Below are 19569 nucleotides of genomic sequence, written 5' to 3' on the forward strand. Positions count from 1 at the left end.
CGGGGGCACGTCGTAGGCGAGGGCGGCGAAGTGGTCGGGCGGCTCGGCCGCGGCGGCGAGCTGCCGCAGGCGCCGCCGCGCGTCGGGGGCGTGCGGGCCCCGCGGGTAGCGGTCGAGATAGGACCAGTAGGCGTTCGGCGTGTCCGCCACCCGCGACCGGCGCCAGGTCAGCGCCTCGCGCCGCGCCGCGAGGATCGCCCGCACGCGCTTGGCGAGCGGGTCCTGCGGGTAGGCGGCCAGGAACGCCTCGTAGGCCTGCAGGCTGTCCTGCTCCAGGCAGCGCGCGAAGGCGTCCCGCGGCCCGATCTCCCCGAGGGGCCGCCGGTCCGTGCCCGGCAGCGCGGGAAGCGGCGGCGCCTCGGCGCCGCGCTCGAAGAACACGAAGGGCGCCCCGATCCGGGCGCTGTGCCAGGGCACGGCGGCGCCGCGGGTCGTCTCGCTCACCCGCAGGCGGACGCGCGCGAACAGTTCGGCCGGGGCGAGGCCGCCCTCCCGCATCATCTCGGCGAGGGCCTGCGCGTAGGCGCCGTAGGGGCCCGGCTCCTCCGGCGCGACCGTGCCGGGCGCCGCGTTGAACGCGACGAGCGAGTCCGGCTCCGCCTCGACCAGGGCGAGGCCGCCCGCGAGCGGCTCGCCGGCGACGCGGAACGGCACCCGGCGGCCCGCGTCGAGCACCAGGAAGCGGGCGCGCAGCGGCAGGGCGGCGAGGCGCTTGGCGTAATCCGAGACGCGCAGCGCCCGCAGCGGCACGTCCGAGGCCGCGCCGATGCGGGCATCGACCGGCACGAAGTAGTTCTCGCCCTCGACCTGCAGCCCGTAGCCCGCGAGGTACACGAAGGCCACCGCCTCCGGCCCGGCCGCCGCGGCCCTGTCGGTGAAGTCGCGCAGCGCCCGGCGCAGCCCGTCCTCGTCGAGGTCGCGGGCGCCGACCACGTCGAATCCCGCCGCCTGCAGGGTCTGGGCGACGAGGCCGGCATCGTTCGCCGCGGTGGCGAGCGCGCCCGCCGGGTAGGCGCCATTGCCGATCACCAGCGCGATTCGGGTCTCGGCCGGCGCGGCGCGGAGGCCGGCGAGCGGCAGAACCAGGGCCGCCAGGCCAACCACGAATCCGATGAGCCTGCGCGCGGCCTGCGGCATCGCGTCCCCCTGCGGCTTGAGCCCGTCTCGCCGGGCACTACGGGCGGCGGCGCGTGAACTCGGCCTGAACGGCCGCGGCACCCCGCTTGCACGCTCCGGGAGAGCTCTGCCAGAGCTTTGCGCCCGCGCCGGTCCCGGCGCATCGCGGCGGGCGACGGTGCCGCACCCGAGGAGACCGGATGGCCGAGAGGATCCTGCACGCCGCGCTGAGCCTCGCGGTGCTCCTCGCGATCGCGGTCCTGGCCTCCACCGACCGGCGGGCGATCCGGCCCCGGACCGTGCTCTCGGCCCTCGCCATCCAGGTGCTGCTCGGGGCCGCGATCCTGCTCCTGCGCACCGGGCGGCGCCTGCTCGGGACGGCGGCCGAGGCGGTCGCGGCGGTGCTCGCCTACGGCGACCGGGGCGCGGCCTTCCTGTTCGGCGGCCTCGTCGCGCCCAGGATGTTCGATCTCTTCGACCAGGGCGGCTTCGTGCTCGCCTTCCGGGTGCTGCCGCAGATCGTCTACGTCTCGGCGCTGATCGGGGTGCTCTACCATCTCGGGATCATGCAGGGGATGGCGCGGGTGATCGGCGCCGCGCTGCAGCGGCTCCTCGGCACCTCGCGGATCGAGACCTTCTCGGCGGTGATCACCATCGCGATCGGCCAGAGCGAGATCGCGGTGGCGCTGCGGCCCTTCCTGCCGCTCCTGACCGGGTCCGAGCTCTTCGCCGTCATGTCGAGCGGCGCGGCCTCGACGGCGGGCTCGATCCTGGCCGGCTACGCGGCCCTCGGCGTGCCGATGGAGTACCTGCTCGCCGCCTCCGTGATGGCGATCCCGGGCGGGCTCCTCTACGCCAAGATCCTGGTGCCCTCGACGGAGCCGAGCCGGGTCAGGACCATGCGGGCCGAGTTCGGCGAGCGCCGGGCCGTCAACCTGATCGAGGCCGCGGCGGAGGGCACCCAGAAGGGCCTCGCCGTCGCGGTGGCGGTGGGCGCCATGCTGATCGCCTTCGTGGGCCTGATCGCGCTCGCGAACGGCCTCGTCGGCTGGCTCGGCGGCCTCCTCGGCGTCGCGGGCGCCTCCATCGAGGCGATCCTCGGGGCGCTGTTCCGGCCCCTCGCCTGGATCCTCGGCGTGCCCTGGGAGCGGGCCGGCATCGTGGGCACGGCGATCGGCCAGAAGGTCGCCTTCAACGAGTTCCTGGCCTACGCCAATCTCTCGCCGGTGCTGCGCAGCGGCGAACTCGGCCGGCGCACCACCGCGATCCTGTGCTTCGCCCTCTGCGGCTTCGCCAACCTCGCCTCGATCGCGATCCAGCTCGCGAGCTTCGGCAGCCTCGTCCCGGAGCGCCGGGCCGAGGTCGCCTCCTACGGGCTGCGGGCGATCCTGGCGGGCAGCCTGTCGAACTTCACGAGCGCGGCCATCGCGGGCCTGTTCGTGGAGGAGTGATCTGGGATCGGGTTGATCGAAGCGGATCACGCGCCCGCGCGGCGCCTGAGCGAAGCCCCAATCCGCCATCCCGAAGGGATCGAGCGGATCATGAGCCCGCGCGGCGCCTGAGCGAAGCCCACATCCGCCATCCCGAAGGGATCGAGCGGATCATGAGCCCGCGCGGCGCCTGAGCGAAGCCCACATCCGCCATCCCGAAGGGATCGAGCGGATGGGGGATGATTCCAGCGGTCACGCCCCGCGACCCCGGGTCGGCATCCGCGACGCGGAGCGATCGCGCGGACGCCCCGCGACGCGCCGGATCGGGATCGCGGCGGGGCCCGGCCGGCTTTCGCGCAGCCGAAGCCGACCGCGGGCCCTGGATCGGGGCCGCTCAGCCCGTCGGCCCGGGTTCCGGCGGCGTCCCGGGCGGAGGTGCTTCGGGAGGAGAGTCGGGCGGCGGCGTCTCGGGCGGAGGGGGATCGGAGGGCGGGCCGTGCTCGCTGCGCCACTGGGCGAACAGGCTCTGGAGCACCGCCACCGTGTCGCGCACGGCCTTGGCCTCGTCCTCGACCGAGACGCCCTCCGAGACGGAGTTGCGCGTGGTCAGCAGCGCCCGCTCCTCGATCTCGTTCAGGCGCTCGGCGAAGTCGGGCCGCTCCGAGAGCAGGCTCAGCGCGTCGCCCATCGCGGTGGCGAGCGTGGTGGCGAGGAGCCCGGCCGTGGCGACGTCCCCCACGGAGGCCTCGTAGGGCTCGGGGCCCTCCTCGTCCTCCTCGTCGGACTCGGCGGCGGCCTGGAGCCCCTCGACGAGGGCGTCGACGAGTTCCACCACGGTGTCGTCCGGCAGCGCGAGGCGCACGACCGCGTCGGCCTCCTCCGCCGCGAAGCCGGCCGCCCCCAGGGTCAGCTGCAGGATGCCCGGGCGGCGCAGGCTCAGGCCCAGGACCGCGTTGGCGTAGATGGTCGGCACGTCGGTGGCCATCCGGAACCTCTCGGGCGGGGGCGCTCGCCGCGGCGGCGCGCGGGCGGGCGCCGCGGCGATTCAGGCGCCCGCGAGACTCGCACCCTTGTGCGCCGGGAGGTCGATGTCGATCCCCAGCGTCGCGATGCCGCCCCGGCGGTCCAGGTTGACGCGGACCTTGTCGACGTCGATCGCCACGTGCTTGGCGATCGCCAGCATGACCTCCTCCCGCAGGAGGGTGATGAGGTCGCGCCGGCCGAACAGCGCCCGGTCCTGGGCGAGGAGGAACTTGAGCCGGTCGCGCGCGGCGAGCGCGGATCCCCGGCGGGAGCGGAAGCCGAAGGGTTTCACGCGGCCCTCCGCGGGATCAGGCGGTTGAGGAGGGAGCGGCGCTCGGTCGGGATCGTCATCGCGACGGTCTCGCCGCGCAGGCGTCGCACCGCGTCCACGTAGGCGCGGGAGGGCGCGCTCGCCGGGTTGTGCAGGGTCACCGGGCTGCCGACGTTGGAGGCCTTGAGCACCTCCTCGCTCTCCGGCACCACCGCGAGCAGCGGGATCGACAGGATCTCCAGCACGTCCTCGATCCGGAGCATCTCGCCCTTGTCCGCCCGCGCGGGCTCGTAGCGGGTCAGGATCAGGTGCTTGTCGATCGACTCGCCGGCCTCGGCCCGCACCGTCTTGGAATCGAGCAGCCCGATGATCCGGTCCGAGTCGCGGACCGAGGACACTTCCGGGTTGGTGACCACCACGGCCACGTCGGCGTGGCGCATCGCCAGGGTCGCGCCGCGCTCGATCCCGGCCGGGCTGTCGCAGATCACCCAGTCGAAGCGCTCCCGCAGTTCCGTGACGACCCGGGCGACGCCCTCCTCGGTGAGCGCGTCCTTGTCGCGGGTCTGGGAGGCGGGGAGGAGGGAGAGGGTGTCGAGGCGCTTGTCGCGGATCAGGGCCTGGGCGAGCTTGGCGTCGCCCTGGACGACGTTGATGAGGTCGTAGACGACGCGGCGCTCGGCGCCCATCACCAGGTCGAGGTTGCGCAGGCCGACGTCGAAATCCACCACGCAGACGTTCTCGCCCATCTGCGCGAGGGCGGCGCCCAGGGCGGCGGTCGTCGTCGTCTTCCCGACCCCGCCCTTGCCCGACGTCACAACCAGAACCTTGGCCATCGTGTCAGTCCCCCAGATCTGTTTGCTCGGTGTTGCGGGCGGCCTCGCGCCGGTTCTCTCTCGCGTTGGGGCCGCCGCAGGTCCGCATTCGCGAGGCCGGCGCGGTCGCCGGCCCAAACCTCAGTCGAGCGCCGCCATGCGCAGCGCGTCGCGTTCCAGCCAGACCTGGACGGCCTTGTTGTGCAGGCCCGGATCCGTGGTCTCGGCCGTGCGGAACAGCCCGTCGATGCCGAGCAGCTCCGGCTGGAACTTGCGGCAGTAGATGCGCGCGCGGCGGTTGCCGCCCGCCCCCGCGATCGCCCGGCCGCGCAGGGCGCCATAGACGTGGATCGACCCGCCGGCCAGGATCTCCGCCCCGGAGGAGACCGAGCCCATCACGGTGACGTCGCCGTCCGGGTGGAAGATGCTCTGCCCCGAGCGCAGGGAGGTCTCCAGCACGCAGGAATTCAGCTTGGGCTTGTCGGCGATCGGCGGCGTGATCGGCGCCGGCCGCCCGCCCGCGAGGCGCGGCGGCATCGCGGCGTCGGTCCAGGTCGCCTCCGCCCGCTCGATCCCGAGGATGCGGATCCCCCGCCGGCCCAGTTCGGCGAGGAGGTGCGCGAGGTCGGGGGCGCTCTCCTCCGCCTCCGGCGCGAGGCCGGCCGCGTCGAGGATCACCGCGCGCTCCGCGAACAGCGTGGGCGAGCGCAGGACGAGCGCGTCGAGCTGCGCGAACCAGGCATCGAGGGGTCTCTCGGGCGCCAGCACCAGCGCCCGGAAGGCGCGGCCGCGCAGCGGCAGAGAGGGACGGGTGTGGCGGGTGCTGGTCACAGTCATTGACGCTTTGTTGCCCGCCACCATCAAGCGCCCGGGATGGTTACCGGTTGGTTAACGCCGCGCGAGGCGCGCCGGCGGGCCGGCGGAACTCGTCGATCCGGCGGATCCGCGCCCGGCTCGACCGCCCAGGTGCCCGCCGCCGCCTGCCTTTGTTGCGTTCAAGTGACAAGCTCGGACTTGCCGCACCTTCCGCAATCATCATCATCGCCTTTTAAGGCTCGCCGTGAGAAGACGATGCCGCTGCTCCTCGCGGTTCCCACGCCATGCTGCCCGGTCCCGATCCTATCCCCCTTCAGTACCGTGAAGTTCGAGCTGTCCTTTTCAGTTCGGGCTTGTTTTTCGTGCTGCTGTTCTGCTCGGCTTGGCTTATCTCCTGAGGAAGCGCCAAGCTTACCCCACAAGACTCGGGATCGATTGCCAGGATGAAGCGTTCCTAGCGGAGTGTGCCGGTATCGAACCGGCTCGTCCGAGGAGAGCGAAGTCGATGCGCAAGATTCTGACGTTGAGTGCCGTGCTGATGTTCGTCGCCGGCCCCGTCCTGGCCCAGGGTCGTCCGGCCGGCAGTTCCGCCGGAGCGGCGGAGAACGCGACTCAGAACAACAAGCCGGTCTCCGGCACGGCCGGCGGCGGCGGCGGCGGGGCTGGCGGCGGCGGCAAGTAGGTCGCCGGACGCCGCCGCGACGAAGCGGCGGCCCGCAACGAAGAGGGGCGGCGGGATCTCTCCCGCCGCCCCTCTTCGCGTTCCGGTGCGGCCGCCTCAGGCCTGCGGCTGCGGCTCGTAGCCGCCGTCGCTCTCCCGCGGCCGGCCGCGGCCGGCCGAGGGGACCGGCGAGCCGCGGGCCGGGGCCGGGGGGTAATCCCCGGTGTCGCGGACCGGCGGCTTGCCGTCGAGGAGGTCGCGGATCTCCTCGCCGCTGAGGGTCTCGTATTCCAGGAGCCCGCGGGCGAGGGCCTCGAGGTCGTTGCGGTGATCGCTCAGGATGCGGCGCGCGTCCTGCAGGCCGCTCTCGACGAGGCGGCGCACCTCCGCGTCGATCTTCTGGGCGGTGGCCTCCGACACGTTCTGCTGCCGGTTGACCTGCATGCCGAGGAAGACCTCGTCGTTGTTCTCGCCGTAGGCGACCGTGCCGAGTTCCGGCGAGAAGCCCCAGCGGGTCACCATCATGCGGGCGAGGCGGGTCGCCTGCTCGATGTCCGACTGCGCGCCCGAGGTCACCTTCTCGGGGCCGAAGATCATCTCCTCGGCCACGCGCCCGCCCATCATGATGGCGAGGCGCGAGGTCATCTGCTCGAAGGACATCGAGAGCTTGTCGCGCTCGGGCAGCTGCATGACCATGCCCAGCGCGCGGCCGCGCGGGATGATCGTCGCCTTGTGGACGGGATCGGTCGCCGGGACGTTGAGCGCCACGATGGCGTGGCCGCCCTCGTGATAGGCGGTGAGCCGCTTCTCGTCGTCGGTCATGACCAGGGTGCGCCGCTCGGCGCCCATCATCACCTTGTCCTTCGAGTCCTCGAACTCGTGCATCGTGACGATGCGCTTGCCGCGCCGCGCCGCGAGCAGGGCGGCCTCGTTGACGAGGTTCATCAGGTCCGCGCCCGAGAAGCCGGGCGTGCCGCGCGCGATCACCTTCAGGTCGACGTCCGGGGCCAGCGGCACCTTGCGCACGTGGACGCGCAGGATGCGCTCGCGGCCGATCACGTCCGGGTTCGGCACGATGATCTGGCGGTCGAAGCGGCCGGGCCGCAGCAGCGCCGGGTCGAGCACGTCGGGGCGGTTCGTCGCCGCGATGATGATGATGCCCTCGTTGGCCTCGAATCCGTCCATCTCCACGAGGAGCTGGTTGAGGGTCTGCTCGCGCTCGTCGTTGCCGCCGCCCAGGCCGGCGCCGCGATGGCGGCCGACCGCGTCGATCTCGTCGATGAAGATGATGCAGGGCGCGTTCTTCTTCGCCTGGTCGAACATGTCGCGCACCCGCGAGGCGCCGACGCCCACGAACATCTCGACGAAGTCGGAGCCCGAGATGGTGAAGAAGGGCACGTTGGCCTCGCCCGCGACGGCGCGCGCGATCAGCGTCTTGCCGGTTCCGGGAGGGCCGACCAGGAGCACGCCGCGCGGGATGCGGCCGCCGAGTCGCTGGAACTTCTGCGGATCGCGCAGGAACTCCACGATCTCCTGCAGGTCCTCCTTGGCCTCGTCGACGCCCGCCACGTCCTCGAAGGTGACGCGGCCGTGCGCCTCGGTCAGGAGCTTGGCCTTCGACTTGCCGAAGCCCATGGCGCGGCCGGCGCCGGACTGCATCTGGCGGCTGAGGAAGATCCAGGCGCCGATGAAGACCAGGATGGGCAGCCAGTTCACGAGGAGCGCGATGAACCAGGGGGTGTTGTCGGAGGGCGGCCGGGCCGTGATGGTCACGCCCTTGCTCTGCAGCTTCGACACCAGCGACGGATCGTTGGGCGCGTAGGTCGTGAAGGTGCCGCCGCCCGTATAGCTGCCGCTGACCTCCTGCCCCGAGATCACGACGCTCTGGATGCGGCCCGCATCGGCGTCGTTGAGGAGCTGGCTGTAGGCGATCTCGCTGCCGCCGGAGCGGTGACCCGGGTTCTGGAACAGGGTCACGAGCGCGAGGACGAGCAGGAAGATGACCACCCACAGGGCGAAATTGCGGAAATTGGGGTTCATCGAGACGACATTCCCTGTGGAGCGCGGCGCCATGCGGGCGTGCAGGGATGGCTGCCGACACTCGGACCCCAATGTAGGGGTCGCACCCACCCTTGCCAAGTAAATCGCCCGGGAGGTGAGGAGCTAGCCCGCCCGCTTCGTCCGCCTCCGCGGCGGCTCGGGCGCGAGCAGGAGCCGGCCGCCCGCGAGGTCGAGGAGGGCGCCGCCCAGCGTGAGGCGCAGGGGCGTCCCGGCCGCGATCGCCGGCAGGATCCGCCCGAACAGGGCCTCCTCCAGGCGCTCCAGGCGCTCCGGGCGGCGCTCCCCGGCCCGGATGGCGGCGATCGCGTCCGCCAGCACCCGCAGCGCCACCGCCTCGGGCAGGGCCGCGAGGCCCGCCGCGTCGAGGGCGAGGCGTCCCGGCCCGGCCGGCGCCGCGGCCAGGGAGGGGCGGGCCACCTCGGCGGCCGCGGCGAGGGCCGCCTCGTTTCGCCGCAGGCGCGCGGCGAGGCGGGCCAGCCGGGCCGGGGTCAGACCCTCGGCGGCGAGAAGCGGCATCACCCGGCGCAGGCGGGCGCGGGCGAAGCGGGCCGCCGCGTTGCCCGGGTCGACCGCGAAGGGCCAGCCCGCCGCCGCGCAGGTGGCGACGAGCCGCGCCTTCGGCAGGTCGAGGAAGGGCCGCCCGAGCAGGAGGCCGCCGAGGCGCCGCGCCGGGGCGATGCCGGCGAGGCCCGCCGGTCCCGAGCCGGCGCAGAGGCGCATCAGCACGGTCTCGGCCTGGTCGTCGAGGGTGTGGGCGGTCAGGATCGCCCCGGCGCCCGCCTCGCGGGCGAGGCCGAGGAGGAGGTCGTAGCGCGCCGCGCGGGCCGCCTCCTGCAGGCGGGTCCGGGGCTTCTCGCCGCGCCAGGTCAGGATCCGGTGCGGCAGGCCGAGTCGCCCGGCGAGCGCCGCCACCCCGGCGGCCTCCTCGCCCGATTCCGGGCGCAGCCCGTGATCGACCGTGGCGACGAGGACCGGGACGCGGGGCGGGAGCGCCGCGGCGCAGCCCATCAGGGCGGTCGAGTCCGGTCCCCCGGAGACCGCCAGCACGACGCCGCCCGCCTGGCCCCCGGCGCCGAGCCAGGGCCCGAGCCGGCGCGCGGCCTCGTCCGGGTCGAGCGGCCGGGCCGCGTCGCTCACGCGGCGCAGCGCGCCCGCTTCTGCTCCCGGTCCACGCCCTGCCGCACGCTCGCCGGGGCCTGCGGGAACTTGCGCTCCAGCTCGGCCAGCGTGGCGCAGGCCTGCTCGCGGGCCCCGAGGGCGTTGAGGGAGGCGCCGAGCTTCAGCATCGCCTCCGGCGCCTTGCGGGAGCGGGCGTAGTCGGTCGAGACCTTGAGGAACTGCTCCGCCGCCTCGCGGGTGCGGTTGCGCTGCAGGTAGGTCTCGCCGAGCCAGTAGGTGGCGTCGGGCACCAGCGCGTCGCGCGGGTGGGACTGGATGAACTGGCGCAGCCGCATCTCGGCCTGCTCGTACTGGCGCTGCAGCACGTAGGCGTAGGCGGCCTCGTAATCGGCCTTCGCGTCGCCGGTCGCGGTGGCGGCCACGCTCTCGCGCGGGCGGGCCGGGGGCGCGGGGGCGCGGGCCGAGGGCGCGAGATCGACGGGCTCGCCGTAGGAGGGGACCTGATCCTCCTCGATCGCCGCGGGCGGCGGGCTGAGGGTCGCGGTGGTGTTGGGCGTCGCGGGCGCGGCGGCGGCGGCGCGGGGCGCCGAGGGCGTCGCCGTGGCGAGGGCCGGGGCGGCGCCGGGCGCCGCGCCGAGCGCCCGGGGGGCGCCGGGCGCGCCCGGCGAGGTCGTCGGATCGAAGGCGTCGCCGCGCTTCTGGGGCTTGCCCGCGGGCGCGGCCGTGCGCCCGCCCTTGCCCTCCTGGAAGCGGAACTCGACGTCCTCCTGGAACTTGCGCAGCTGCTCCTTGAGCTGGCGGTTCTCGTACTGGAGGGTCTCGATCTGTCCGGCCATCTGGCGGGACTGGTTTTCCAGCCGGTTGAGCCGCACGACGAGGTCGGCGGCGTCCTGCGCGCGCCCGGGCAGCGAGGCGGCGAGGAGGAGACCGGTGGCGAGGATCAGGCGGCGGAGCATGGGCGGCGTTTCGCTGGCGCGGCGGGGGAGCGCGATAGCAGATCCGCCGCCGCGCGGCAAAAGTGGGGCGGCCCCGGCCGGTGCCGCCCCGCCGGAGGGCGGCGCCTCAGGAGCCGGCGCCGCCGTCCAGGACCGTGACGGCGCGGCGGTTCTGCGACCAGCACGAGATGTCGTTGCAGACCGCGACCGGGCGCTCCTTGCCGTAGGAGACCGTGCGCATCCGCGAGGCGGCGATGCCCCGCGAGGTCAGGTAGTCGCGCACCGCCTGGGAGCGGCGCGCCCCGAGGGAGAAATTGTACTCCCGCGTGCCGCGCTCGTCCGCGTGCCCCTCGATCAGGAACGTGTAGCGCGGGTAGCGGGAGAGCCACTGGGCCTGCTTGTCGAGGGTGGCGGTGGCGGTGGCGGTCAGGTCGGTGGAATCGGTCTCGAAGAAGACGCGGTCGCCGACATTGACCACGAAATCCTGAGCGCTGCCCGGGGTGGCGGCGCCGCCCGCCGCGTAGGCGGAGGCGTCCGCGAGGTCCTTGTTCGACGAGCAGGCGGCGATCGACAGGGCGAAGGCGAGAGCGGCGGCGGCCCTGAGCACGCGCGACGGAGCGAGCGGCAGCGACATCGATGGATACTCCTTTGGCGGGGCCGGGCCCCGCGGGAGGGGCTCTTCCCGGCGGCAGGGGCGCGGCCGCCCCTGCGCCGGCGGGTCCGCGCCCCGCCGCACTGGCGACAGGCTTAGGCTCCTCGGGGTTAAGCGAAGGTTCCGTCAACCTTGACGGGCCCTTGCGCCGGACCGGCGGCGGGGCGCGCGGCCTCCGGAACCGCGACGCAGGGTGAATCAAGCGTCAATTGCGGCCACGCTGCGGCGCAGCACGCGTCGGGCGCAGGAACGGCCCCGCTGTTGCGCATCCGCAACGGTGGCGGGGGAGGGCGGGCGCGGGGGCCGGGACGCCTCAGCCTTCGTTAACCCTCGCCCGCCAGCGTGAGGGAACCCCCCGCGAGACCGACGGCATGGCTGCGACCTCCCTCCGCCCGACGAGCGTCCTGGTCGTCGAGGACAATTACCTCCTCCTCGAACTGATCGTCGCCCTCCTGGCGCAGGAGGGCCTCACCGCGCACGCGGCGTCGAGCGGCGAGGCGGCCCTGACGCTGCTGCGCCGCCACGGCCCGGCCGTGGACTGGCTCTTCACCGACATCGTCCTGCCCGGGCTGATCGATGGCTGGATGGTGGCCGAGGCCTATCGGGCGCTGCACGCGACCCGCCCGGTCGTCTTCGCCTCGACGACGGTCCACCTCGATCCCCGGCGGGCGCGCGGGGGAATCGTGCTGCAGAAGCCCTTCGCCCTCGACGACTTGGTGGGCGTCGCCCGCATGATGCGCGGCGAGGTCGGCCAGCGCTGCGCCTGAGGCGCCGGACCCGGCCTCTCCGGCCCGGCCGGACTCTGCGAGCGCTCGCGGCTATTGTCCCGCGGCGAGCCGCCCTGGGATTCCCCCGTGACCCTGGACGATCCCGTGCGCGACGCGATCCCGGCCGAGTTGCGGCGCCGGGCGGAAGCGGGCGACCTCCGCGTGTCCGACGAGGGCGAGGCGGCCGTGCGGGTGAAGGGCCGCATCGCCCTCGACGAATTCGTGATGGCGGTGATCGGCGCGCTCGCGGGCGGCCCCTGATCGGGCCCTCGCGCCGAGACCCTGCCGCGTTCGGCCCGCCCGTCTCAGGGCCGGCGCGGGCCGCGCCGCTCCCGCGGAGCCGTGCCGAGGGGCGGCGTCATCACGTCGTCGAGCGGGTTGTGCGGGTGCTCGGTCAGGGGCACGCCGTCGCCGACCTCGTGCCGGTCGAGCCCTGACCCGCCGCTGCCTTCTCCGGCCGAGTCGCCGAAATCCCGCGCGCGCCGCCGCGTGCCGCCCCTCGGGCCGGGATCCTTCGCCTGGGTCATCCTGCGCTCTCCCTGGTTGCTCCGCGCGACGCCCGCCGCGCGGGCCGCCCCGCGCCCTCGCCCGGGTCGCGGGTGGGCGGGCGGCTGCCGGTGAGCCAACGCGCCGGCGGGCGAACCGTCCCCGCCCTTCCGCGACCCGGCGGGGCGCAGCTCCCGGCGCGCGCCGCGCCCCGCACGACCAATGATTCCCCTCGTCTTCGCCCCGCCGCCAGAGTGAAGCGGCGGCCCATGACGCAAGGGCATGGCCCGGCGCGAATGCGTTGTTTCTGCTGACGCAACGCTCTTTTTAAGACGCTGTAACCGTGATAATTGGACATTCCCTAAGGGGAGAAACCCGCAGACCGAGGCCTTAAGTCTCATGCAACCGAGTAACACGAATGCCGCCAAGCTGGCTGCGCTGACGGCTGACATCGCGACCGCCTATCTCAGCCGCAACCACCTGCAGACCGGCGAGGTGCCCCGCCTGATCGCCGAGATCCACGGCGCCCTGCGCGTGGCCAGTCACGGTACTCCTGTCCAGGAGGGGCCGCCCAAGCCCACCGCCAGCGAGATCCGCCGCTCGGTCACGCCCGAGGCGCTGATCAGCTTCGAGGACGGCAAGCCCTACAAGACGCTGCGCCGGCACCTGACCCGCCTCGGCCTGACGCCCGAGACCTACCGCCAGAAATGGGGCCTGCCCCCCGACTACCCGATGACCTCCGCCGAGTATTCCAAGCGGCGCTCCGAACTCGCCCGGGCCCTCACCCTCGGCCTGCCGATCGCCAAGCCGGAGCGGGCGGGCGCCGCGAAGACCGCGGAGGGCGCCTTACCGTAATTTCATCTGGCGGAGACGCGGGCGTAAGCCGGCCGGGCCCAGAACAAGTGCCGTCGCCGGACGCGGCGGGGCCTCATCCCCCCACGGGTCCCCCCGCTCCGGCCCCGAGGGCCGGACCGTCGGACTGATCGTCGCCCCCCAGACGATCCGCCGGTTCCCGCCGCGGCAGGCCGGGCCCTCGCCCGGCCTGCCGCCCTCCAGGAGGCGAACCCGACGTGCCGCGCCGCGCCCCCGGCCGGCACGTCGGGGGGCCGGGTGCCGATTCCCCGCGACCTCCTCGCGGGGAGCGGAACAGGGTCGCGCGGTTCCGTCTCGAAAACCCGCGTCGTCCCGATATGCTGAGCAGGGTCGCGGTGGTCCGCCGGCGCAAACCTGCCTAGAGGCAGTCATGGACCGGAGACAAGTGTCGTGTCGCGCGAGCGACGTGCAGCCCGCCGCGCGGCCAGCCGGGGCGTGGCTGGCCGCCGCGGAGGGCGCCGCACCCGGCGCCCAACCCGGCCCGCACGCTCCCTGTCCCCGGTCCATCACTGCCCCCGGTGCCGCCGCCATGCGCCTGCTGATCATCGAGGACGACCGCGAGGCGGCGTCCTACCTCGCCAAGGCCTTCCGGGAGGCCGGCCACGTGGCGGATCTCGCGGCGGACGGCCTCGACGGCTACGCCCTCGCCCGCGAGGGAAGCTACGACGTCCTGGTGGTCGACCGCATGCTGCCGAAGCTCGACGGGCTGTCGCTGATCCGCTCGCTGCGCGAGCAGGGCGTCGAGACCCCCGTGCTGATCCTGTCGGCGCTCGGGCAGGTCGACGACCGGGTCAAGGGCCTGCGGGCCGGCGGCGACGATTACGTGCCCAAGCCCTACGCCTTCTCGGAACTGCTCGCGCGCGTCGAGGTGCTGGCGCGCCGCCGCGGGGGAGGGGCGGGCGAGCCGACCGCCTACCGGGTCGGCGACCTCGAACTCGACCGGCTCTCCCACAGGGTCACCCGCGGCGGGCAGGAGATCGTGCTGCAGCCGCGGGAGTTCCGGCTCCTCGAGTACCTGATGCGCCATGCCGGGCAGGTCGTGACCCGCACGATGCTGCTCGAACACGTCTGGGACTACCATTTCGACCCCCAGACCAACGTCATCGACGTCCACGTCTCGCGCCTGCGCGCCAAGGTCGACAAGGGCTTCGACCGGCCGATGATCCACACCGTGCGGGGGGCCGGCTACATGGTCCGGGCCGGCGGCGAGGCGTGACCGCGCGCCTCCCCGGGAGCGAGGGCCTGCCGGCGCGACTCGTCACGCTGTTCCGCACCACCGCCTTCAAGCTCTCCCTGGCCTACCTCCTGGTCTTCGCGGCCTTCGCCTTCTTCGCGCTCGGCTACGTCGCCTGGAACGCCCGGCAGGTGCTCGACGAGCAGATCGTCTCCACCATCGAGGCGGAGATCAACGGCCTCTCCGAGCAATACGCGGCGGGCGGCATCCGCCGCCTCGTCGGCGTGGTGGAGCGGCGGGCGCGCGAGCCCGGGGCCTCGCTCTACCTCGTCACCACGCCCGCGGGCGAGCACGTGGTCGGCAACGTCGAGACCCTGCCGCCCGGCCTCCTGTCCGAGCCGGGCCAGACCGAGACGGCCTACGGCCGCAGCACCGACGGCGACCGCCTCGACCACCGGGCGATCGTGCGGATCTTCACGCTGCCCGGGGGGTTCCGCCTGCTCGTCGGGCGCGACGTCGAGGAGCGCGACCGCCTGCGCGCGGTGATCGCCCGCGCCTTCGCGTGGTCGCTGATGCTGGTGGTGGGGCTCGGCTTCGTCGGCAGCCTGTTCATCGCCCAGCGGGTGCTCAAGCGGGTCGACGCGATGACGGAGATCACCCGCGGCATCATGGCGGGCGACCTCGGCGGGCGGCTGGCGCTCGCCGGGACCGGCGACGAGCTCGACCGCCTCGCCCAGAACCTCAACGCCATGCTCGACCGGATCGGCGAGCTGATGCGGGGCCTGCGCGAGGTCTCCGACAACATCGCCCACGACCTCAAGACGCCGCTGACCCGCCTGCGCAACAAGGCCGACGAGGCCCTGCGCGCCGGGCGCGACCCCGCCACCCTGCGGGCGGCGCTGGAGGCCAACATCGAGGAGAGCGACAACCTCATCCGGGTCTTCAACGCCCTCCTGATGATCGCCCGCCTGGAGGCCGGCGGCACCCGGGAAAACCTCGCGGCGTTCGACGCGGGGGCGGTCGCGCTGGAGGTGGCGGAGCTCTACGAGGCGGTGGCCGAGGAGCGCGGCGTCGCGCTCACGACCGACGTCGCCGAGGGGCTCGTCGTGCATGGCAGCCGCGAGCTGATCGGCCAGGCGCTGGCGAACCTGATCGACAATGCGCTGAAATACGGCGCCGAGGCCGAGACCCCGGAGGTCCGCGTCGCGGCGCGCCGGGAGGGCGCGGAGGTGCGCCTCACCGTGGCCGACCGGGGCATCGGCATTCCGGCGGCCGAGCGCGGCCGGGTGCTGGAGCGCTTCGTGCGCCTGGAGACGGCGCGCTCCAACCCCGGCTTCGGTCTCGGCCTGAGCCTCGTCAACGCCGTCGCCCGCCTCCACCAGGGCCGCTTCGTCCTGGAAGACAACGGGCCGGGGCTGCGCGCGAGCCTCGTGCTCCCGGCCGCCTGAGCCGCGCCGTCCGACAGGCGGCTGCGGCCGCGGCGGCTCGTCCGGCGCGACAGCAGGCCCGTCCCGCCGAGGGCGACCGGCCGGTGCACGGGAGCCGGCATCCACTCCGGGGATTCACTTCGAGAGCGGCAGGTTGAGCTTGTTCCACTCGTCCATCCCCAGGGAATAATAGTACACCTGCGTGTAGCCAAGGTCGACGGCGGCCTTGGCGGCCTTGGCGGCTCGGCCGCATTTCGGGCCGTTGCAGTAGAACAGCACCGGTGCGGACTTCGCCTTGACGATGCCGGCCAGGGCCTCCGCGGTGAGGTCGGTGTCGAGGAGGCGGACGGCGCCGTCGAGATGGCCGGCGTTGAAATCCTCCGGACGGCGATTGTCGATGATCGCAAGGTCGGGCTTGGCCTCGACGAGGGCCAGGATCTGCTGCGCGTCGACCGTGGTCGCGCCCTGAATCTGCATCGGGGCCTGTGCCCGGGCAGGCAGGGCGGTGCAGACGAGCAGGCAGACGAGGCAGAGAAGTCGGGTCATCGGGGAGTCTCCTTGGGGTGGATTCGGGACCGGGACGGCGCCGTCGGGGTGCCGCTCAGGCTGACTTGAGGCGCAGGACGAGGGCGCCGACCTCGCGGTCGAGGCCCGCCACGGCACTCGCGAGGCCCTGCATCGAAGCGGCGGAGTCCCGCGAGCCGCGATCGAAGGCCTCGATCGTCCGGCCGAGCCCCGCGATGTTGCCGGAGAGGCCGCGGCCCGCCGCCACCGAGTCCTCCGCGTTCCGGGCGATCTGGGCGACGGCGGCGTCCTGCTCGCTCACCGCCGCCGCGATGCTGCGGAAGGCGCCGTCGACCTCGCCGATCGCCGCCGCCACCTCGCCGATCGAGGCCACCGCGTCCCCGGTTCCGGCCTGGATCGCGCCGATGCGGCCGACGATGTCCTCGGTCGCCCGGCCTGTCTGGGAGGCGAGTTCCTTGACCTCGGCGGCGACGACCGCAAAGCCGCGGCCGGCCTCGCCGGCCCGGGCCGCCTCGATCGTGGCATTCAGCGCCAGCAGGTTGGTCTGCTGCGAGATCGCCCCGATCAGGCGCACCACCTGTCCGATCTCCTCGCTCGCCCGCACCAGCTGTCCGATCCGATCGCGGGCCTGCTCGGCGAGGGCGACCACGTCCCCGGTGCGGTCGGCCGCGGCGGCGGATTCGCCGGCGATCCGGCCGATCGAGGCGCGGAACTGCGCGCCCGCCGCCGCGACCGCGTGGGCGGTGGCGAGCGAGGCGGCGCAGAGCCGCTCCGCCTCGCCGACCTCGACGCCGGCCCGCTCGGATTGCCCGGTGAGCTGCCGGCACGCGGCCGCTGCGGTCTCGGCGTCCTGAACGCAGGCCGCGGCCGTGCGGCGCACGCGCGCCTCGATGGTGTCCGCCAACGACTGCATCTCGGCCTCGCGCTGGGCGCGGCGGATCTCCTCCGCCCGCTCCCGCTCGCGCCGCGCCGCCTCCTCCCTGTCGCGCTCGAGCCGCGTCGCCTGGCGGGCGGCGGTTGCGCTCTGCCGGGCGGCGACCCGCGCCAGCATCAGGATCGCCCCGCCGGTGAGCAGCGCCACCAGCCCGCAGACGGTGCAGAAGACCACGAGGGCGTGCGCCCCGACGCCGGCGAGCCGCTCCTCCAGCGAGCGGGTATCCGCCCGCGCCCGGATCCTGGCGATCCGCGTGCCGTCCGGGCCGTGCGCGACGAGATCGTGGATCGTGCTGCCCGATCCGGCCTGCAACCCGCCGCGGCCCGCCAGGAGCGGCGCCCCGGAGAGGCTGGTGATCTCCAGGGCCATGCCGACCAGCGCGTCCAGGTTCTGGAAGGCCGGCATCGGGTCGGCATGCAGCAGGGCGTAGCCGGAGATCCGCAATCCGCCGATCGGCACCGCGACGGTCAGGCGAGGAAGCCCGTCGTCCAACCAGACCTTGCGCAGGACCTGGAAGCGGTCGCGTCCCTCGCGCCGGATCACGGCCTCGGCGAGGGCGGGGGGGAGGCTCGCCCCCGCCGTCCAGTGCTCGGCGATCCGGTGGCCTTGTCCGTCGAGGAGCGTGATGCCGAGGAGCGCAATCTTCCCGCTCGACACGGCGCCGCGCGACCACTCCGCCGCCAAGCGCTCCGAACCGCTGCCCTTCTCGGCCATGACCGACCGGACCGTCTCGCCCTGGGCCACCTCCCGGGCGACGTCGGTCAACTTGGTGCCGTAATCCTCCCAGACCTCGCTGCGGATCTGCGCGTCGAGGATCGACTGACTCTGGCCGCGGTGGAAGGCGAAGAACTCCGCCTCGTAGCCTCTCGACATCCGGCTTCCGATCAGGGCCGCGGTCGCCAGGATGATGAGGTTGGCCACCACGCTCGCGGTGGCGATGCGACCGATCAGGCTCAAGACGACCTGCCGGGGTGGGCTTGAAGTGCAGTTCAGCCTACAATGGTTCATATTAAAAATATGTTAAACAGGCTCTTGCCTTTCGGAAGGTTAGCCTAGAGTAAGCAGTACCGAATTCGAACGGAGTTCCTCGCAATGTCGGGTTTGGCAGATAGTTAATTTCAATTAAAAATCCCGAACAAGATAGTTAAGCCGCGATTCTGTCATCGCCCTCGCGACGTGATGCTGGGGTGTGGCCCGGGCAGCCGGGAAGGCTCGTGCATCGGCTCGATCCTGCGACGAGACCGGGATCGACGGGCCGTTGATCCGTGCCGGAGGGGTGAGACCGGGCCGGACACGCGGCGAAGGTCTGGAGGGCCGAGGCCGCGATCCCCTCGGCCCGCGTTCACGCCCTCGCGGCCCGACGCGACCCGCCGGGTCCCCGCGACGGGGGCGCCCGGCGGATGCGGCGCGCAGGCTCCGGTGCACGCCGCGCGGGATCGCGCGGGCCCGCGGCGCGTCAGCCGTTGCGGAAGGCGTAGGCGTAGCCGTTGAGGGCCGGCGCGCCGCCGAGATGCGCGTAGAGCACCTTGGCACCGGCGGGGAAGAAGCCCTTGCGCACGAGGTCGATCATCCCCTGCATCGACTTCCCCTCGTAGACCGGGTCCGTGATCATGCCTTCGAGCCGCCCGCAGAGGCGGATCGCCTCCTTGGTCTCGGCCGAGGGCACGCCGTAGATCGGGTAGGCGTAATCCTCGTTGAGCACGACGTCGTCGGCCGAGAGTTCGCGCCCGAGATCCACCAGATCCGCCGTGCGCCGGGCGATCTCGAGCACCTGCGCCCTGGTCTGGGCAGGGGTCGCCGAGGCGTCGATGCCGATGACGCGGCGCTCGCGCCCGTCCTTGGCGAAGCCCACCAGCATCCCCGCATGGGTCGAGCCGGTGACGGTGCAGACGACGATGTAGTCGAAGGCGAAGCCCAGCTCGCGCTCCTGCGCGCGCACCTCCTCGGCGAAGCCGACGTAGCCGAGCCCGCCGTACTTGTGCACCGAGGCGCCGGCCGGGATCGCGTAGGGCTTGCCGCCCGCCGCCTTGACCTCCGCGATCGCCTGCTCCCAGCTCGACCGGATGCCGATGTCGAACCCGTCCTCGACCAAGCGGACATCCGCGCCCATGATCCGGCTCAGCATGATGTTGCCGACCCGGTCGTAGACCGCGTCCTCGTGCGGGACCCAGGCCTCCTGCACCAGCCGGCACTTCATGCCGATCTTGGCGGCCACCGCCGCGACCATGCGGGTGTGGTTCGACTGCACGCCGCCGATCGACACCAGGGTGTCGGCGCCCGACGCGATCGCGTCCGGCACGATGTATTCGAGCTTGCGCAGCTTGTTGCCGCCGAAGGCGAGGCCCGAATTGCAGTCCTCGCGCTTGGCGTAGAGGTCGACCTTGCCCCCGAGATGGGCCGAGAGCCGCGAGAGCCGCTCGATCGGGGTCGGGCCGAAGGTCAGGGGATAGCGTTCGAAGCGGGCGAGCATGGGGTGAGGCTCCGGTC

The 19569-nt window shown here is 73.4% G+C and carries 20 protein-coding genes; 7 read left to right on the forward strand and 13 right to left on the reverse strand.

Features of this window, described 5'->3' with window-relative positions; translation table 11 throughout:
- A partial coding sequence (locus MET2598_RS38260) for a caspase family protein (protein WP_018262880.1) occupies positions 1–1137 on the reverse strand: 1137 nt, incomplete at its 3' end.
- Positions 1138–1316: 179 nt separating this feature from the next.
- Here MET2598_RS38260 and MET2598_RS0126165 point away from each other — a divergent pair.
- Positions 1317–2567 carry a NupC/NupG family nucleoside CNT transporter gene (locus tag MET2598_RS0126165; RefSeq protein ID WP_018262881.1) on the forward strand — a complete coding sequence of 417 codons (1251 nt, stop codon included), beginning with the start codon at positions 1317–1319 and terminating at the stop codon, positions 2565–2567.
- A gap of 373 nt (positions 2568–2940) precedes the next feature.
- Here the strand turns inward: MET2598_RS0126165 and MET2598_RS0126170 are convergent, their stop codons facing one another.
- The 4 genes from MET2598_RS0126170 to minC form a co-directional block, all read right to left on the reverse strand.
- Positions 2941–3531 (reverse strand): hypothetical protein, encoded by a 591-nt coding sequence (locus MET2598_RS0126170; protein WP_018262882.1) that lies wholly within the window; start codon positions 3529–3531, stop codon positions 2941–2943.
- Positions 3532–3591: 60 nt separating this feature from the next.
- Positions 3592–3861 (reverse strand): cell division topological specificity factor MinE, encoded by a 270-nt coding sequence (minE, locus tag MET2598_RS0126175; RefSeq protein WP_018262883.1) that lies wholly within the window; start codon positions 3859–3861, stop codon positions 3592–3594.
- Positions 3858–4673 carry a septum site-determining protein MinD gene (gene minD / locus MET2598_RS0126180; RefSeq protein WP_012330275.1) on the reverse strand — a complete coding sequence of 272 codons (816 nt, stop codon included), beginning with the start codon at positions 4671–4673 and terminating at the stop codon, positions 3858–3860. Before minD ends, minE begins: the two co-directional genes overlap by 4 nt.
- 120 nt (positions 4674–4793) lie before the next feature.
- Positions 4794–5489, reverse strand: a complete 696-nt coding sequence (minC, locus tag MET2598_RS0126185; RefSeq protein WP_012330274.1) for a septum site-determining protein MinC — start codon at positions 5487–5489, stop codon at positions 4794–4796.
- 484 nt (positions 5490–5973) lie between these two features.
- Here minC and MET2598_RS42360 point away from each other — a divergent pair, with 484 nt between their 5' ends.
- Positions 5974–6150: a hypothetical protein gene (locus MET2598_RS42360; protein ID WP_012330273.1), complete on the forward strand. Its 177-nt coding sequence runs from the start codon at positions 5974–5976 to the stop codon at positions 6148–6150.
- A 96-nt stretch (positions 6151–6246) separates the two neighbouring features.
- Here the strand turns inward: MET2598_RS42360 and ftsH are convergent, their stop codons facing one another.
- The 4 genes from ftsH to pal form a co-directional block, all read right to left on the reverse strand.
- On the reverse strand, positions 6247–8169 hold the full coding sequence (gene ftsH / locus MET2598_RS0126195; protein WP_012330272.1) for an ATP-dependent zinc metalloprotease FtsH: 1923 nt from the start codon (positions 8167–8169) through the stop codon (positions 6247–6249).
- Positions 8170–8292: 123 nt separating this feature from the next.
- Positions 8293–9327, reverse strand: a complete 1035-nt coding sequence (gene tilS, locus MET2598_RS0126200) for a tRNA lysidine(34) synthetase TilS (RefSeq protein ID WP_018262885.1) — start codon at positions 9325–9327, stop codon at positions 8293–8295.
- Positions 9324–10265 (reverse strand): tol-pal system protein YbgF, encoded by a 942-nt coding sequence (gene ybgF, locus MET2598_RS0126205; RefSeq protein WP_012330270.1) that lies wholly within the window; start codon positions 10263–10265, stop codon positions 9324–9326. The genes tilS and ybgF overlap by 4 nt, the downstream gene beginning before the upstream one ends.
- A 106-nt stretch (positions 10266–10371) precedes the next feature.
- Positions 10372–10878, reverse strand: coding sequence for a peptidoglycan-associated lipoprotein Pal (gene pal, locus MET2598_RS0126210; protein ID WP_012330269.1), 507 nt, complete (start codon positions 10876–10878; stop codon positions 10372–10374).
- Between the two features lie 389 nt (positions 10879–11267).
- Between pal and MET2598_RS0126215 the strand changes: the two genes are divergently transcribed.
- Both MET2598_RS0126215 and MET2598_RS42365 read left to right on the forward strand, forming a co-directional pair.
- Complete coding sequence (locus MET2598_RS0126215) at positions 11268–11663, forward strand: response regulator (RefSeq protein WP_018262886.1); 396 nt, start codon at positions 11268–11270, stop codon at positions 11661–11663.
- A gap of 87 nt (positions 11664–11750) precedes the next feature.
- A complete protein-coding gene (locus tag MET2598_RS42365) occupies positions 11751–11924 on the forward strand; it encodes a hypothetical protein (protein ID WP_018262887.1) in 174 nt (57 codons plus the stop codon).
- Between the two features lie 44 nt (positions 11925–11968).
- On the opposite strand, the gene MET2598_RS0126225 is transcribed toward MET2598_RS42365, so the two are convergent.
- Positions 11969–12190 (reverse strand): hypothetical protein, encoded by a 222-nt coding sequence (locus MET2598_RS0126225; RefSeq protein ID WP_012330266.1) that lies wholly within the window; start codon positions 12188–12190, stop codon positions 11969–11971.
- Positions 12191–12548: 358 nt separating this feature from the next.
- On the opposite strand from MET2598_RS0126225, the gene MET2598_RS0126230 reads away from it, so the two are divergent.
- The 3 genes from MET2598_RS0126230 to MET2598_RS0126240 all read left to right on the forward strand — a co-directional run bounded on the left by MET2598_RS0126230 (position 12549) and on the right by MET2598_RS0126240 (position 15644).
- Complete coding sequence (locus tag MET2598_RS0126230; RefSeq protein WP_012330265.1) at positions 12549–13004, forward strand: MucR family transcriptional regulator; 456 nt, start codon at positions 12549–12551, stop codon at positions 13002–13004.
- Between the two features lie 547 nt (positions 13005–13551).
- Positions 13552–14238 (forward strand): response regulator transcription factor, encoded by a 687-nt coding sequence (locus MET2598_RS0126235; RefSeq protein WP_012330264.1) that lies wholly within the window; start codon positions 13552–13554, stop codon positions 14236–14238.
- The gene (locus MET2598_RS0126240) at positions 14235–15644 is read left to right on the forward strand and encodes a sensor histidine kinase (RefSeq protein WP_018262888.1); all 1410 of its coding nucleotides are present in this window, start codon (positions 14235–14237) and stop codon (positions 15642–15644) included. Before MET2598_RS0126235 ends, MET2598_RS0126240 begins: the two co-directional genes overlap by 4 nt.
- 114 nt (positions 15645–15758) lie before the next feature.
- Here MET2598_RS0126240 and MET2598_RS0126245 read toward each other — a convergent pair whose 3' ends face one another.
- The 3 genes from MET2598_RS0126245 to MET2598_RS0126255 all read right to left on the reverse strand — a co-directional run bounded on the left by MET2598_RS0126245 (position 15759) and on the right by MET2598_RS0126255 (position 19552).
- Positions 15759–16169 carry a rhodanese-like domain-containing protein gene (locus MET2598_RS0126245; RefSeq protein ID WP_012330262.1) on the reverse strand — a complete coding sequence of 137 codons (411 nt, stop codon included), beginning with the start codon at positions 16167–16169 and terminating at the stop codon, positions 15759–15761.
- Between the two features lie 55 nt (positions 16170–16224).
- Positions 16225–18039, reverse strand: coding sequence for a methyl-accepting chemotaxis protein (locus MET2598_RS0126250; protein ID WP_018262889.1), 1815 nt, complete (start codon positions 18037–18039; stop codon positions 16225–16227).
- A 499-nt stretch (positions 18040–18538) separates the two neighbouring features.
- Entirely contained in the window at positions 18539–19552 is a 1014-nt protein-coding gene (locus MET2598_RS0126255) for a 1-aminocyclopropane-1-carboxylate deaminase (protein WP_012330260.1), read from the reverse strand.
- Positions 19553–19569 lie beyond the last annotated feature (17 nt).

The sequence above is a fragment of the Methylobacterium sp. WSM2598 genome, assembly GCF_000379105.1.
Taxonomy (GTDB): Bacteria; Pseudomonadota; Alphaproteobacteria; order Rhizobiales; family Beijerinckiaceae; genus Methylobacterium.